The sequence below is a fragment of the Streptomyces sp. NBC_01471 genome, assembly GCF_041438865.1.
Taxonomy (GTDB): domain Bacteria; phylum Actinomycetota; class Actinomycetes; order Streptomycetales; family Streptomycetaceae; genus Streptomyces.
Genome location: NZ_CP109450.1, coordinates 2,223,933 through 2,239,658 on the forward strand (window position 1 = coordinate 2,223,933; position 15,726 = coordinate 2,239,658).

Consider the following 15,726-nt stretch of genomic DNA (forward strand, 5'->3'; position numbering starts at 1 on the left):
CTACCCGTTGTACTTCTGCTCAGTCGGCCGCTGACCGGTCTCGGAGGTCAGCCGCTGACCGGTCTCGGCCGACTCCTGCTCGACGTTCTCCAGCGCGTGTATCAGCTGCGCCACCTCGCCGGTGGTCCGTTCCGCGAGCTTGGCCCCGTCGAACCCGGCACTCGCGGCGTCCTTGTGCGCGCTGTCGTACTGTTCGTGGAATTTCTTGCCGTTCTTGTCGTCACCGATCACGTCGCCGTACGCGTCGCAGTCCGCGTGGAACCTCTCAGCGGCCGACTGCACGTGGCCGGTCAGCTCCTGCAACTTGCGCTCAGCCGCCCGCAGCTTCTCCGTGTCGACCCGCATCGGCTCGTTCGATCCGCTCATGACTGGCCTCCTGCCCGCTTCGGGCCGAAGCCGTGCTCGACGTACTCCTTCACCGCGTCCGGGAGCTGGACCTCTTTCGGCATCAGGTCCCGCGGGTCGAAGTTGCCCTGCACCATGTCGACCGGCGTCATGCCCTCGGGCAGCCGCGCGACGGCCACCTCCATCACCTGCGACAGCGCCTTGGCCCTGGCCTGGTCGAGGGTGGTGTGAATGACCCTGGCCAGGTCCTTCGGCGCCATGTTGCGGTACGCGCCGGTGGGAAAGTCCAGCGCGATCACCTGGCCCTGCGCGCCCACCGTCGCCTTCACCACCTGCCGGGGTGCGGTGACCGTGGCCTCGATCTCGTTGATCTGCTGGCGCGTGTCGACTGCCTGCTCACGCGCGTCGCGGTATTCGGCCAGCAGATCTTCGATCTGCTGGTCGTACGGAGTCGACATTCCATTCCCTTCAACGCTGTGCACTGCGCCAAGACAGCCGGTCCCGCCAGTCAACCGTGGGTGCCGCGAAGAACCAACCGAAGCGCAGGTGATCTTGACCGCACGGACAGGTGGTTCTGCCTACTTGGTCAAACCCTTTCCCGCGCCTGCCTGCCTCACTTGGAGCCGCCGCCCCAGATGTCGTCGCTCTGCCGCAGCAGGTCGGCGACGCTGCTCCCGCCGTCCTCGTCGCGCTTCTTGGACCTGCCCTTGCCCTGAGCCGCGCCGTCCTTCTCCGCGTCGGTGTCCGAGGGGGCGGCGGAGCGCTTCTCCGGCTCGACCCCCGAGCAGGAGAAATCCCTGTGCGGGAGGGCCCCTTCGGCAGCGGGCTTGGGACGCCAGGCGGGCCGGGCAGGCTCGGCGAACGCCTGGTCCGCGCCGGCGCCACGGGCGATCATGTACGCACTGGCGCCGACCACACCAGCAGCACCCACCGCCTCCTCGCGGGAGAGCCCGGCGTCCGCCCCGGAGGCCCTGTCCGGCTGGCTCTCCTTCCTTCCGAACAGCGGAAGGAGAGAGGCGTCCCACGCGTCGGCGTCGTCGGCCTCACCCGCTGCCCGGGACGCGGCGGCGGGCGTACTCCCGGACTCCGCCGTGGGCGCTGCCGGGCGCGCCCTCGTCGGCGCCGAGGCCGTCGAGGCGTGCCCCGCCCTGGCGGACGCGGAAGCCGTGGCCGGGGCAGAGGCGGACGCCGTGGCCGGGGCGGAAGCTGACGCCGGGTCGGAAGCAGACACCGGTGCCGATACGGGCGCCGGCGCGGAGGTGGACGCCGGTGCCGACACTGGCGCGAACGAAGGCGTCGAGGCCGAGGCCGGGGCCGACGGGGCGGAGGCCTTCGCCGGAGCGGTGGCGGCCACCGGGGCACGCGAGGGGACGGACGCCGACTGGACCGCCTGCTGAACGGCAGGGGACGCGGCCGGCACCTGGGCCGGAGTCACCGGCACTTGCTGAGCGGACGCGGCGACCGGCACCTGCTGGGCAGGCGCGACGGTCGGAGCGGACACCGCCTGGGCAGGCGCGACGGTCGGAGCGGACACCGCCTGGGCAGGCGGGGCGGTCGGAGCCGTCACCGGCTGGTGAACGACTGCCGGTGCCTCGCGACTCGTCATCGCCTGCGCCGCCGGGCTCTGCGTCGCCGACGCGGTGTGGTTCGGCGCGGCCTGCGGGGCGGGGTTCACCGCCGCCGCAGGAACACTCGGCGCCGCCTGCGGGGCGGGGGTCGCCGCCGTCACAGGAACGCTGGGCGCGGCCTGCGGTCCCGGGGGGCCGCTCTGTGCCGCCTGAGGTACCGCGGACATCGTCGCGGCTGGGCCGGTGGCGGCGTGGGTGCCGTTCGTGACGCCGGTCTGCGCCGCCGGCGGGGCCGACTGCCGCGCAGCGCCCCAGGAGCCGGCGGCTGCCGCGACGCCTCCCGCCGCAGCGATGCCTCCGACCGCGGCGGCGCCCCACGCCGACGCCAGGAACGGCTCGCCGCCCAGCACGCCGGCGTCGGCCGCGCCGGTGGCCTGCTGCCCGAAGAGGTCGGTACCGCCCAGGCTGAGGCCGCCACCCCCCTGCGGCACGCCGGACGGCGAGCCCACGGGGGCTTCGCTCTGCGCGGCGGGGTCCGACCAGCCCTCGGTGGAACCGTGCAGCAGCCCGGAGGCCTCCGAGGGCTCACCGCTCGTGCCGCTGCCCGCGGCACCGGCGCCCATACCCACCATCGGCATCATCGGCATACCGCTCCCCGACTGCGCCGTCCCACCGGAGGTGCTCGTCTGCGCCGCCTCACCGGCGGTGCCCGTGGGTGCCCCGTCGGCGGACGGTCCGGGCTGTGCGAAGTTCAGCCCTTCGCCACCCGAGACGGCCCCGCCCGTCGCCTCCGGAGCGGAGTCCAGCCCCGTGCTGCGCCAGGGCGCCGAGTCGCCCTCCAGCAGACCGGAGGCATCGGACGGCGCACCCTCCGACCCGCCTCCGCCGGCGCCCGCACCGCCCATGCCACCCATCGGCATCATCGGCATACCGGCACCGCCGGCCTGCTGCGCCGTTTCCGACCCGCCCGGGGCACTGGAGGACAGTCCGTCGCCGGAGGAGCCAGAGGGACTTCCATTGCTGTCCAACGACAGGCCGTCGGACGGCAGACCCCCGGAGGACAGACCGCCGGAGGGCAGGCCGGCGGAGGACAGCCCGCGCGGCGAGAAGTCCAGTCCCTCGCCGCCGGGCGCGGCGCCGCCGCCCAACTGCCCGTTGTCGTCCAGCTCCGTCGAACCGCGCCACGGTGCCGCGTCGCCGTGCAGGAGACCGGAGGCATCGGAGGGCGCACCCTCCGACCCGCCTCCGCCGGCGCCCGCACCGCCCATGCCACCCATCGGCATCATCGGCATACCGGAACCGCCTGCTCGGGCCGCGCTGTTCGCCCCGCCGGCCTCCGGCGACATCGAGGCCCCACCGGGGTAGGCGGAACTCAGGCCGCTGCCCGGAGAGGAAGAGGAGCCAACCCCGTCGGGGGAGCCGGAGGACAGGCCGGTGTCCGGGTAGCTGGAGAGCCCGCTTGAGCCAGGTGCGTCGATCCCTGAGGTGCTCAGGTTGGGCAGGCTCCCCGATGAGTGCGGGGTGGCGCTGCCGGTGCCGAGGTCCGTCCCCGTGCCGCCACCGAGGTTCCCGCTGTCGTTCAGACCGAGGTCGCCCGCGTACGGCTTCGGGCTGAGGCCCGTCCCCGTGCCGCCACCGAGGTTCCCGCTGTCGTTCAGACCGAGGTCGCCCGCGTACGGCTTCGGCGTGTAGTTCGTCTTGGAACTCGGGGCGGAGTTCCTCGTGGACGCGCCACCCAAGCCGAGGTCCGGTCGGGAGCTCAGATTCGGCATCATCGTGGGCGGGTTCAGGGCCGCGTCCATGGCCGGGTCGGCGACACCGGAGTGGGGCATGGTGCTGCCCGGACTGTTCAGGCCGGTGTCCGGGTAGGAGGCGGGGCTGAGGCCGCCACTGTTGGGGGAGAGCAGGCTCTTGGCCGTGTAGGGACTGGTCTGCCCGTCGCCGCCCCCGAGCGAGGTGGCCCCGTAGGAGGCGGGGTTCGCGGACCCGTTGGGGGAGTCGATGCCGCCCAGGCCGGTGTCCGGGTAAGCGGTGGGACTGCCGACATTCGGTGCGTTGGTGCTGAGGTTCGGGGACCCGGTGTAGTCAGGGACGCTGCCGGCGCCCGAGCCACCGCCGGTGCCCAGATCCGGCATCGCCTCCGGCTTGCCGCTGCTGTACGGGTCCGGCGTGTGGTCGCCCGTGCCGGAATAGTTGGTGGGTTGGTAGGGCGTGGGGTTGTAAGAGTTGTACGACGGCCCCCCCTTCCCGTAGCCGGGCAGGTTCGGCGAGTACCCACCGTAGGGGTTGTACGGGTTGGGTATGCCCGAGCGGTTGTTGGCGTACGTGTTGCCGCCCGGCCCGCCCGCCCCCGGGCTGGTGGGCGATTTCGGCTGGGCGACGTTGTCCTCGGTGATCTTGTAGTGCGAGCCCAGGACCGTCATGACCTGCGCCATGTCCGACGACATCATGGCGACGAGCTTGGGTTTGGCGGCGATGTGCACCGAGCCGTTGTCCATCATCAGGCTCGGGTCCTGCGCCAACGCCTGCTGGGCGTAGTAGTAGTCGATGTCCATGATCTTGTTGCCGGCCTCACGCAGATGTGCCGCGTTGTTCGCCAGCTGCTGCGGGATGTCGTAGTCCCCGGTGATGCCGCCCGAGAGCGTCTCACTCAGTTTCTGCACCTGCTGCGACAGAGTGCTCATCACTCCGTGGAGCGCCGTCGCCGCAGCGCCCTTCCACGGTCCGTTCTCGCCGGCCAGCGCGTCCGACTGCTCCTTGATGGCCTGGGCGCTCTGCTGGATCACCTGCTCCGCGTACCAGAAGGTGTCGGCCGCGTCCTGGACGGTCTGTGGGTCGACCAGGGACTTGGCGTTCACATTGTTCTCGGGGTGATCCGGGTCCTGGCCGGTGACGGCCTTTACGACCGCTTTCCAACCCCACTCGGAGTAGGCCCCCTGCTTATCCCAGTCGTCGGACATGCCGCCTCCACTCTGCTCCCCTCCCCCGAACGCCGATGACGCGGTTCCGTGTCGCCGGGCGTGGTCCGCGCACGGCTGCGCGGCGCCCGGCCCCAGTCGGTGCTGCCTGGTGAACAGGCAGCCTCCGCAGTCTTATTCTCCCCCGGAGAACCGGACCACCCAGACTAGGCGCTGATGACGTCGTGACCAGCAACTGTCACGGCCTTGAGACAAACTCGTTCCCCTTACAACCATCATCGGCGGGTGTTCTGAACACTGATCATCTTCTGTTCACGACATGTCCACCGAACTGTCATATCGACCCTCCCCGGCGTAGATGCCCGGTTCTCTCATCGGGCCTCTGCCGGGAAGACACGGAACGGGACCCCGCACCCGCGGTGGGTCAGAATCCGGGCAGCCCGGAAGCCGGCTCGTCGCTCTGCGCCGGCACCTTCGCCACCTGCGGCACCTGCTCCGACCGCATCTGATACCGCGGGGTCTCCCCCGCGGGCAAAGCCTCACCAGAACTCGTCAGCGCCTGCCCCTGCCCCTGCACGGCATCCCCCACAGCCGGCACCTGCGGCACCTGCTCCGACCGCATCTGATACTGCGGAGTCTCCCCCGCGGGCAAAGCCTCACCAGAACTCGTCAGCGCCTGCCCCTGCCCCTGCACGGCATCCCCCACAGCCGGCACCTGCGGCACCTGCTCCGACCGCATCTGATACTGCGGAGTCTCCCCCGCGGGCAAAGCCTCACCAGAACTCGTCAGCGCCTGCCCCTGCCCCTGCACGGCATCCCCCACAGCCGGCACCTGCGGCACCTGCTCCGACCGCATCTGATACTGCGGAGTCTCCCCCGCGGGCAAAGCCTCACCAGAACTCGTCAGCGCCTGCCCCTGCCCCTGCACGGCATCCCCCACAGCCGGCACCTGCGGCACCTGCTCCGACCGCATCTGATACTGCGGAGTCTCCCCCGCGGGCAAAGCCTCACCAGAACTCGTCAGCGCCTGCCCCTGCCCCTGCACGGCATCCCCCACAGCCGGCACCTGCGGCACCTGCTCCGACCGCATCTGATACCGCGGAGTCTCCGTAGGAGTCGCAGGTACCGACGGCGTCCCCTGCTCCACAGGCATGTACTGGGCGGACTCCACCCCCTCCGGCAACGACTCCTCCGCCGGCGCCTCCCGCGTCAACGTCCTCATCTGCGACTCCCGGCCCGTCGCCTCCGCCGGCGCCTCCCGCGTCAACGTCCTCATCTGCGACTGCCGGCCCGTCGCAGGGTCGACCGGCACCGTCGAACCGAGGGGATAGCCATTCGACGCATAGGACGTGAGCCCCGACGTCGCCCCACCAGTGACCCCAGGAGTCAACGCGCCGTACGGCGATATGGCCGACGTCTCCACCGGCTGAAGCGGTGTGCCCAGACCGGTTTGCCCCGTAGTCGGCTGCCCGGAAAGGCCGTTACCGCTGCCGGTCATCGGATTGGAGAAGGTGGCCTTGGGGACCTGGTCGATCGTGACTCTGTAGTGCCCCGCGAGGGTGACGAGCACCGCGCGCATGTCGCTGTCCATCATCGGCGGAATGGCCTTGACCTGGCTTACCGCGATCTGGCCGTTGTCCATGATGATGTCTTCGTCGAACTCGTCAAGATGATCGTTGTAGTAGGCGACGGCCTGCTTGCCGTACCAGTTGTCGATGTCTATCAGCTTGTTGATCGCGTCCCGCAGGTGCTGGGCGTTGTCCGCCAGCTGCTGGGGGACGTTGTTGTCACCGGTGATGCCGCCGGTCAACACGCCGGTCAGGTTCGAGACCTGCTGGGACAGGTTCTTCATCAGGCTGTAGAAGCTCTGGGCCGCAGCCCCCTGCCACGAACCGTTCTCACCGGCCAGGGACTCAACCTGGGCGTCGAGGTTCTCTCCGGCCTCCTTCAGTACCTGCCCCGTGTACCAAAGTACGTCGGCGGCGTCCTGCATCGACTGGGGGCTGGAGGTCAGGCTGCCGTTCACGCTGGTGTCGTCGGGGTTGTACCCGGTGACGTGCGCCATGACCTGTTTCCAGGTCCAATCTGTGTAGTCACCCGTGCTGTCAAAGTTGGAGTCGGAGTCCGACCCAGTGGTCGAGTCCGCGCCGGAGGTCGAGTCGGAGTCCGTCTCGGAATCCGACCCAGTGGTCGATCCGGAGTCCGTCTCGGAGTCCGAGCCAGTGGTCGATCCGGAGTCCGTCTCGGAGCCAGGATCAGTGGTTGTGGTCGTCGTGGCCGGGGTGGTTGTAGTGGTCGGGACCGTCGACCCGTAACCCGTGTCATAACCGGTCGGATTCGTCGTCCCGTAACCACCCGACCCGTAACCCGTGTCATAACCAGTCGGATTCGTCGTCCCGTAACCCGTGTCATAACCGGTCGGGACCGTCGACCCGTAACCCGTGTCATAACCGGTCGGGACCGTCGACCCGTAACCGCCATCCACCCCATAGGTGTCCGAGCCGGGAGTGGCGCCATAGGCGCTGGAGTCCAGACCGTACGAGCCGGTGTCGTAGCCGTTGGTGTAGCTATCCGGAACGGTCTCGGTGCCGGGCGGGGGGTATCCGTCCGCGGTCCCGTAGCCCCCAGGGACGGCCTCGTAGGTGTACCCGCCGTCGCCACCGGTGTTGTACGAGGTGCTGCTCTCGGTCATTGCTGGTAGACCCTTCGCCCCATGCCCACAAGGCGCACCGTCCACCGTGGACGGTGCGCCTTCCTCTTCCTACCAAGCCCCCGTTGCGTCTCGGGGCGTTCGTTCTTCCGGTTCCCGGTGAGGTACCACGACCAACCCCAAAGCCGCGTGGCCCGGGGCGTTACCGGACCATCGCGGCCTTGGCGTTTTCGTCCGCTCCGGCGGTGGTGCCCGAAGCGGGCCGACCGTCATGACGGACGTCGCGTCGCCTACGCGGTGGTGCCGGACGGCGCCGGCGACGAGTCGGTCCCGGTACTCTGACCCACCGCCGCACTGTGCTGCTGGAAGCTCTGGAGTTCGGACCGCGCCGACTGCATGAGCTGACTCAGCTCGGTGCCCGCCTTGTCGTTGACCTCTTCCAGCGTCGCGTACTTGTTGGCCATCGTCCGGATCTTGTCGGCGGTGTCGCTCAGGGCCTGGTTCAGGTCGTGCATCGACACGGTCAGGCCTTCCTGCAGCCCCCCACCGCCGGTACCGCCGCTGATCTTCGCCTTCAGCGCGACCGCTTCGGTGAAGGTACCGGGCGCGATCGGCAGCAGGCCGTCCACACGCTTCCGGGCCCCTGAGACCGCCGCCGCAATGGTATCCAGGTTGTCGGCGAACTTCTTGAGCGCCGTGGTGTCGACGGAGACGTCGCCGCCCGACTCTGAGGAGCCCTTCGGGGGCGTCGGCATGTCCGGCATCTTCTGGCCGGTGTCAATCGTGCCCGTGCTGGAGTTCGTGTATTCGCCGCCGGAGTAGTGCTCCGGGTCGCCGTCGGAGGACGAGTCGGACGAATCGGACGAGCTTGACGACGAGTCGTTGTTCATACCGTAGTTCGTGTCACCGGCACTGACCACCGCGCGTCACCTCCCCATCATGTAAGCCGAGTTACTCACGGTCATCGCTGCCTATTCCCAGAGGTTGACGCCGTACTTCTCACCACTGGTGTAGGACTCGCCGATGTTGCCGAGCGACTGAGTGGCACGCACCGACTGCTGCTGCATGGCCGCGGCGGCCGCGTCCCACTTGGCCTTCGCGATGTCGTACGCCGCGCGGGCGTCACTGGACCACTGGGAGAGGTTCTGCTTCGCGCCGTCGTCCAGCTCGGTCAGCGTCTGCTGAATCTGCTTGGAGATGGCGGCCATCTCGCCACCAACGAACTCCATCTGCTGGAGGCTTACCTGGTAAGTCGTCATGTCGCCCTCTCTTGGCAGGTTCCCGGCGCCCATCGCCCGGACCATCGACGGAAGTGTGCGGAGCGAGGTGCCCGCGCGTACGTGGCTCAGAAGCCGGGCAGCCCGGCGCCGATCGCGCTGTTCAGCGAGGTGGCCTCGTCGTGGGTGCTGCTGTGCACGTTCTGGTAGCTGCCCGTGTTGGCGGCGAGCTTGTCAGTGACGTTCTGAAGCTGCTGCCTGACGATGTTGCAGTTCTCCAGCCACTGGTTCAGGGCATTGGAGAACGAAACCGCCGCGTCACCCTTCCAGCCACTCTCCAGAGTGATGGACTGGTCATGCATGTTGTTGTAGGCCTGCGTGGTCTCGCTCACAGCGTTCTCGAAGTGCGGCTGCGCCGCCCGCATTCCCGCGATATCAACATTCTGCTGCCCGTTGCCAGCCATGGGCTGTCCCTTCGCTCGGATGATCCCGTCGTGCCGTCAGCCGTGGCACCGTGACGTTGTCGATTCTGTCCCCGGCCCCCGCCCGCGAGGAACAGCGGGCGACGGTTGTTGCCTTCCGATACAGGCACTGTTGTCTAGTTGTGCGAAGCCGCGGCCGGTTCAGGAACCGAACGTGTCGTGGTCCGCGTCCTTTCCGCGACGCGATCCGCGAGCCGGTGGGCGCCGCGCGCCCCGTCGCTGGGCATCTGGCCTGCGATACGCCCGCTCAGCGCGGTGTGCGTCGCCTCGTCGACCGCGTGGCCGCGGGCGGCGAGCCGCCGGCACATCAGACCGGCCAGTTCATCCGCCGTGTAGTCGGGGAAGCGCAGGTACTCGGAGAAACACCGTGCCACATCCGGCCGCCCGCGCAACGCCTCGCCGAGCCTGGCGTGACTGCCGCGCAGTACCAGCACGGTCTGCGGGTTGCGGACCGCAGACCCCACCAGGGCCTCCCACACCACACCGCGCTCCGCCTCTGACCGCGCGGCGAAGGCCGCGTCGAGTTCGAGGTCCAGCACACCGCCGTCCGCCTCGCCGAACAGCCAGGCAGTGAAGGCCCTGGCCTCCTCCGGGCGCCCGCCGTGCACCTGCGACAACGCCACCCGGTGCACGGCGCCGTTGCGCAACACCCGCGTCTCGGCGAGGCACTTCGCGTACAGCGTGGCCACCGCCCTGCGGCCGCTGCCCTGCTCCCCGGCGAGTACGACGTTCGCCGCAGGGGCGGGCGTCTCACCCCGCTGCACCGAGGAGACCAGCTCATTGGTGCGTCTGAGCAGGACAGCGCGCACTTCGCGCAGCCCGCACAGCGCGGCCAGGCGCCGCATGGCGGGCGGCGGGTCGGCCGGAGCCTTGGGGGCGGCCACCGGGGCCTGCTCTGGTTCCGGATCGGAAACCGGCGCCTGGACATGAAGACCGTCCTGGAGCACCTCCGGCTGAGGGAGCCCCCTCCCCTCGTCCTCAAGCTCCGGCAACCGGCCGACGTCCTCGGCCACCAGTCGGTTCAGCGTCTCGTTGTCGCTGGAGGAGGTGGCAAGCCGGGACGCCTGGTTGCTGATCATGGTCTCGAAGATCGACCGGGCGACACGGCCGTTACCGAACGTGGGGCCCTTCGGGATCTCCACGAAGTACCTGTTCAGGGCCTCAAGTCCGGAATCCTCAAGCTCGTAGTAGTGCTTGGCGCACAGGCCCTGCACGATGGTGACGAGCTCGTCGACCTCGTAGTTGGGGAACTCCACGGTGCGGGCGAAGCGGGAGGCCATACCGGGGTTGGACTCCAGGAACTGCTCCATCTGCTCGGAGTACCCGGCCACGATCACCACGAGCTCGTCGCGGTGGTCCTCCATGAGCTTCATCAGTGTCTCGACGGCTTCCTGGCCGAAGTCCGGGCCGCTGCCGCCCGACTGGTTGGTGAGGGTGTACGCCTCGTCGATGAAGAGGACACCGCCGAGCGCCTTCTCGAAGACCTCGGCGGTCTTGATCGCCGTACCCCCGATGATCTGTGCCACCAGCCCCGACCGGGAGACCTCGACGATGTGGCCCTGCTTGAGGATGCCGAGTTCGGCGAGGACCGCGCCGTAGAGGCGGGCGACGGTGGTCTTGCCGGTGCCGGGCGGGCCGGCGAAGACCAGGTGGCGGCTCATGGGTGGCATGGGAAGGCCCATTTCCAGGCGCCGCTGGGCCATCTTGTTGACGTTGATCAGGCCGGTGACCTCGCGCTTGACGCTGTCAAGGCCGACCAGTGCCTCAAGGTCGGCCAGCGGCCCGTTGTCGCTGCCGGCCGCGGCGCGATCCTTCCCGCCCGACCTGGGGCCTTCCCTCTTGTCCCGCACGCCGGCGCCCGCCCCGGCCCAGGCCGGTTCGCCCGCCGCCTGCTTGGGCCGCTGCTCGTCCTCGTCGCCGCGCAGGCGGTTGAAGCCGGTGCCACCGTTGTCGGTGACCTCGCAGCGCTGGACGGTTACGGGTTCCTCGGAGTTGCTGCGGACGCCGTCGCCCACGTTGCCGGTGATGATGCAGTCACTGATGTCGGCCCGGCCGGACGCCTGGACGTTGATGCCGTGGCCCCCCGCGTCGTGCACCCGGCAGCCGGTCGCGGTGAGCGCGCCGCCGCCAAGGACCCGCGCGCCGTCGCCGGAGGAGCCGGCCAGTTCGCTGCCGCGCAGCACGGCCTCGCCGTCCGTCCCCACCAGCACGCCGGCGCCGTCGACGGTGGAGGAGTCCACCTCGGCGCGTGCCCCGCCGGACACCGAGAAGCCCCACTCGCCCGCCGCGCGCAACCGGACGTCCTCGAACACGGCGGTGGCGCTCTCGGACAGCTCGACGCCGACGCCGTGGTCGATGACGAGGTCGGCGTGGCGCAGCTCGACGCGGGAGGAACCCGACACCCGCAGCCCGGCACAGTCCTCCGCGACAGACAGGTCCCGGAACTCCGCGCGGGACTCGCCGTGAAGCTGGAGCGTGGTCCGCTTGGCGCCCTGCACCCGCAGCCGGTGGAACTCCGCCTTGCCGCCCTCCTCGACGAGGACGGCCATCGGTGTGCCACTGATCCGGCAGTCCTCAAGACGGGGCGCGGAACCCCCGGTGACCTGAAGGCCGCTGACCTTCGCCGAGGTGAGGTGACAAGCCCGCAGCAGCGGGGCGGCTCCCCCGCTGACGTGCACGGACTGTTCGCCCGAGCCGCTCAGGGTGCAGTCGGTGAGGGTGGTGAGGCCGGTGCTGGTCAGGTAGGCGTCGAGGTTGGCGGACTCGGTGACGGTGACCCGCATGAGTTCGGCCCTGGCCTCCTGCTCCACCACAAGGGCCGGCTTCTGGCTGCCGGTGACCGAGGTGGTCTCGACGGTGATACCGCCCTGCCCGTTCACGCAGATGCCGTTGCCGCCGACGCGCTCCAGTGTGCAGTCGCGGACCGTCAGGCGCCCCTTGTCGGCGACGACGACGGCGGAGGAGCCGAGGTCGGTGACGGTGACGCGTTCCACGGTGTTGTCGCTGTCGGCGGTCACCACGATGCCGGCGCCGCCGGGATTGGTCACCCGGCAGTCCCGCGCCGCGAGGTGCCCGTCCTGCCAGCACAGCAGCGCGGCCCACGCCCCGTCGCCGATCACCGTGCAGCCGTCGAGCGCCGCCTGGCCTCGGCGCACGTCCAGCACGGCCGCGTTGGCGTCGGAGCCGCCGAGGGTGACTCCGGTGAGCTGCACCGCCTCGGCGTCCACCACGACCGTGCTGCCGACCGGTGCCTCCAGCCGCACGGTGCCCGGATCGCCCTCGGCTGAGAGCGTCACCGCCCGGTTGAGTGTGAGCGCCTCGGTGTAGGTGCCGGGCGCGATGGCGATGAGGGCGCCCTCGGCCGCCGCCGCCAGCGCCTGGGAGACCGTGCGATAGGCACCACTCTGGGTGGCTGAGACTCTCAGGATCTGACGGTTCACTGGTTCTGCCCTCTCCGCGGCGCTGTGTTCGAGGCGGCGGGCAGCCGCGGCCCGACTGTTCTGCCCGGCCAGGACTGCAACAGCCCGGGAGCGGAACGGAAGGCGTCCGCGTACTCGTCGGAAAGCGGATCGCCCACCGGGACCTCGGGGTCCGACTCGGCCTGCTTCCACAGGGTGTGGAGTTGATCGAGGCCGTTCAGGGCTATCTCGTCGAGCGGAACGCGCTCCTCGCGAAGGTTACCGGCCTCGTCAACCTCGGGCGCGCCCAGCTCCCGCAGCAGTACGGCGGGACGGTCACCGTCCACCACGCGCAGCACCTTGAACCGGGTGCCCGGCGTGAACACCAGGCGGTCGGGGACCTCCTGCGCCAGCAGCCCGGTCCTTCGGGCCGTCAGTGACCAGAACAGGACATCGGTGTTGCCGCTAAGGCCCCTGCGGATGGAGGACAGGGCGGACAGGAACGAGTACTCGGTGACCGGCTTCCCCTCCTCGTACCAGGCGCGTTCTGCGTCGCTGAGCGTGGCCCGCAGGATCGCGCCGCCCCGGTAGGACGGCAGCCGGCGCATACCGGCCGTGGCGCAGCGCGCGAGGGGCACGTGCGGCCCGGAACTGGCGGACCGGATGGCCGCGTCGATGTCCGGCGTGGAACCGGAGAGATACAGCCGCATGGCCGCGAGGTCGGTGAGGACGTCGCCGGAGGAGCCGTGCGGACCGCCCGCCAGTCCTGGCGACTGCGAGAGCACGCGGGCGACCACAGCCGCCGCGTTGTCGTACCGGCCGCCGAGGCTGCGACGCACCCAGTCGCGTTCCTTCTCGACGCCCTTCGGCGACGGCAGTACGTTCGCGGCGGCCGGGGGCACGGGCTGGACTCGGACGGTGCCCCGCGCCGCGCCGGCGACTGGCACCGGCGCGACGACATCCCGCACCGGTCCGGGGTCCTGGACGGGCGGTGTTGTCGGTCCGGCGGCGGGCGGCGGTTCGGACGTCGGGGGCGCCGTCGGCTGCGGGGCCGGGGGCTGCGGAACCGGGGGCAGCAAGTCGTCGCGATCCGGGGTCGGCGGCGACGGCGCGGGGGGCGGCTGCGAGGGCGAGGACTCCAGGCGGATGCTCGGCATCCTCGGCCTGGGAGCGGCCGGGTCCGGCGGCGTGGGCGGGGCCTCGGGCACGACGGGCTCGGGCGCGGCTACGGGGGGCTCGGGCACGACGGGCTCAGGCTCCGCGGGACGCACGGGGGACGGCGGGCCGGGGGGTGTGGGGCCGGGCTCCTCGTCCTCCGTCCACTCCGGGGTGGCCGCCGGGGCAGACGGAACCACCGGCTCGGCGGGCCCCGCCGTGGGCGTTGGGGGTGTCGAGGGCACTGGAGACACAGGCGTGCCGGGTGCCGCCGGGCCCGTTCCCGTGGCCGTCGTCTCCTCCGTGGGCGCGGCGGACGGCCCGGACCGCTCCGGGGCCGCCACCGGGCGAGTGAACGGCGCCGGAGCCGGGGGCAGTCCGGCCTGGGCGGGGCCTGCGTCCAAGCGCCCGGGCAACGGCGGTGCGGCGGGGCTCTGTTCGGCGGCGGCCTGGCCGGAAGCGGCCGGCTGACCTGCCGCGCCGGGCTCGGTCGCCGGCGCGTGGTCCGTCCATTCGGCGGGCTGCCGCGGGACGGGCTGTGGCGCCTGCGCGCCCGTCCCGCCGTCCAGCATCCAGCTCTCCGACCGTCCGGCGACGGCGGTGGACGCACGCCCCGTCTTCCCTCGCGGCAGCTGGATCGCCGGCGGCCAGGAGCCGGTCAGCAGCGCCTTGCCCGCCTCGCTGGAGGGCAGCACCCGGCCACTGTCGCGGAAACCCGGCTCCAGCACGGGCAGCAGCTCGTTGGCGGCGGACCGCAAGTGGTCGGCGAGGGCCGGGTCGGACTGGTCGTAGAGGAGGGCCGGGTGAGCGGGGTCGGCGGGAGCGGAGCGGATCAGGTGGCCGTCTCTCGGCTCGTTCCTCGACCGCACCCACAGGCCGCTCTGCACGATCTCCAGGAATACCTCGGGCGTGTGCTGATAGATGCCGGGCCGGCCTGTGGGGGTGGCGCCTGCCGGGACCCGCGTGTTCAACGGCACGGGTGGCGGCGCCGGTTCGCCGTTCGGTCCGCGCGGTGTGTAGCCGAACTCGTCGGCGTACGGGCGCCACCCCAGGCTCCCGTCGGCCTGGAGCGTACGGATTTCGCGGGCCCCGGCCGTCACGCCGGCCGATGGCAGGCCCGCGTAGACGGCGACACGCTGCCCGAGCAGGTCGGCGAGCGCCTGCCCCAGCTGGGCGCCCTCGGGGACGGCAACCGGGCCGTAGGAGACGAACCGCACGAGGTGGCGCGCGCTGCTCGGCAGCGTCGCCCAGAACGCGGAGACCGCCTCCAGCGGCAGCGCGGAGGAGGCTCCCGGGCTGCCGAGCGCGACAGCGAGCAGATCGGGGTCGCCGGCGAGCAGGTCGATCAGGCCCTGGCGGTGGCCGGGGGTGGCGGAGTCCTCCCAGGAGCCCCGTATCCACACACCGCCGGGGAGCGGTTCGGCCGTCCCGCCGGTGCCGATCTGATACGGCTGGTAGGGGACCGAGTACTCCCACTGGGGCTTGGGAAACCGGCGCGAATCGGGGGCGGAGGCCATGTTGGGCCGGTAACGCAGCCAGCCGAGACCGTGATGGGCGGGCACGAACAGCGCGCCGCCGGCCGCTGGGACCAGCGGCCCGTCGGGAGCCAGGACGACGCGGTCCAGACGGTCGGCGAGCCACCGCGCGGCACGTTGGACGTCCTCGCGGGTGCCCCGCCCTGGGATGAGACGGAAGCTGTTGCCCTTGCGGTCCAGGGTGCGGGCCACGGTCTCCCACACGTCGTTGTCCGGACGTGCGGGCAGGTCGAGGACGACGAGGGTGTGCTGTGGGTCGGCGGCCAGGCGCTCGGAGAAGGCCAGCGCGCGGTTGTCGACGAAACCGCGCGGGTGGATCAGGAGCGCGTTGCCGACGCTCCTGGCCTCCAGCGTCGGGCCGACGGCACGCAGCGCGGCCTTGGCCAGCCGGGCGGAGAGCCGGTGGCCGGGATCGCGGCGGGCCGCGGAGTTCTCCTCGTCGAAGGCGGGTGCCATCC

The 15,726-nt window shown here is 71.0% G+C and carries 9 protein-coding genes; all 9 read right to left on the reverse strand.

What is annotated here, in order from left to right:
• The 9 genes from OG285_RS09520 to OG285_RS09560 all read right to left on the reverse strand — a co-directional run bounded on the left by OG285_RS09520 (position 1) and on the right by OG285_RS09560 (position 15,724).
• Positions 1-366, reverse strand: coding sequence for a hypothetical protein (locus OG285_RS09520; protein WP_356827128.1), 366 nt, complete (start codon positions 364-366; stop codon positions 1-3).
• Positions 363-803: a YbaB/EbfC family nucleoid-associated protein gene (locus tag OG285_RS09525; RefSeq protein ID WP_356827129.1), complete on the reverse strand. Its 441-nt coding sequence runs from the start codon at positions 801-803 to the stop codon at positions 363-365. The genes OG285_RS09520 and OG285_RS09525 overlap by 4 nt, the downstream gene beginning before the upstream one ends.
• Before the next feature lie 155 nt (positions 804-958).
• Positions 959-4,873 (reverse strand): hypothetical protein, encoded by a 3,915-nt coding sequence (locus tag OG285_RS09530; RefSeq protein WP_371790731.1) that lies wholly within the window; start codon positions 4,871-4,873, stop codon positions 959-961.
• Positions 4,874-5,255: 382 nt separating this feature from the next.
• Positions 5,256-6,896 (reverse strand): hypothetical protein, encoded by a 1,641-nt coding sequence (locus OG285_RS09535; RefSeq protein ID WP_371790732.1) that lies wholly within the window; start codon positions 6,894-6,896, stop codon positions 5,256-5,258.
• Between the two features lie 875 nt (positions 6,897-7,771).
• The gene (locus OG285_RS09540) at positions 7,772-8,371 is read right to left on the reverse strand and encodes a hypothetical protein (RefSeq protein WP_371790733.1); all 600 of its coding nucleotides are present in this window, start codon (positions 8,369-8,371) and stop codon (positions 7,772-7,774) included.
• Positions 8,372-8,452: 81 nt separating this feature from the next.
• Positions 8,453-8,740, reverse strand: a complete 288-nt coding sequence (locus OG285_RS09545; protein ID WP_356827134.1) for a WXG100 family type VII secretion target — start codon at positions 8,738-8,740, stop codon at positions 8,453-8,455.
• A gap of 86 nt (positions 8,741-8,826) precedes the next feature.
• The gene (locus tag OG285_RS09550; protein WP_356827135.1) at positions 8,827-9,162 is read right to left on the reverse strand and encodes a WXG100 family type VII secretion target; all 336 of its coding nucleotides are present in this window, start codon (positions 9,160-9,162) and stop codon (positions 8,827-8,829) included.
• Positions 9,163-9,296: 134 nt separating this feature from the next.
• Positions 9,297-12,620: a right-handed parallel beta-helix repeat-containing protein gene (locus OG285_RS09555; protein WP_371790734.1), complete on the reverse strand. Its 3,324-nt coding sequence runs from the start codon at positions 12,618-12,620 to the stop codon at positions 9,297-9,299.
• Entirely contained in the window at positions 12,617-15,724 is a 3,108-nt protein-coding gene (locus OG285_RS09560; RefSeq protein WP_371790735.1) for a hypothetical protein, read from the reverse strand. The genes OG285_RS09555 and OG285_RS09560 overlap by 4 nt, the downstream gene beginning before the upstream one ends.
• Between the last annotated feature and the right edge of the window lie 2 nt (positions 15,725-15,726).

Bases quoted from the DNA above. Each gene is read 5' to 3' on its own strand.
- OG285_RS09520 (WP_356827128.1), bottom strand. From the start codon at position 366: ATGAGCGGATCGAACGAGCCGATGCGGGTCGACACGGAGAAGCTGCGG.
- OG285_RS09525 (WP_356827129.1), bottom strand. From the start codon at position 803: ATGTCGACTCCGTACGACCAGCAGATCGAAGATCTGCTGGCCGAATAC.
- OG285_RS09530 (WP_371790731.1), bottom strand. From the start codon at position 4,873: ATGTCCGACGACTGGGATAAGCAGGGGGCCTACTCCGAGTGGGGTTGG.
- OG285_RS09535 (WP_371790732.1), bottom strand. From the start codon at position 6,896: ATGGCGCACGTCACCGGGTACAACCCCGACGACACCAGCGTGAACGGC.
- OG285_RS09540 (WP_371790733.1), bottom strand. From the start codon at position 8,371: ATGAACAACGACTCGTCGTCAAGCTCGTCCGATTCGTCCGACTCGTCC.
- OG285_RS09545 (WP_356827134.1), bottom strand. From the start codon at position 8,740: ATGACGACTTACCAGGTAAGCCTCCAGCAGATGGAGTTCGTTGGTGGC.
- OG285_RS09550 (WP_356827135.1), bottom strand. From the start codon at position 9,162: ATGGCTGGCAACGGGCAGCAGAATGTTGATATCGCGGGAATGCGGGCG.
- OG285_RS09560 (WP_371790735.1), bottom strand. From the start codon at position 15,724: ATGGCACCCGCCTTCGACGAGGAGAACTCCGCGGCCCGCCGCGATCCC.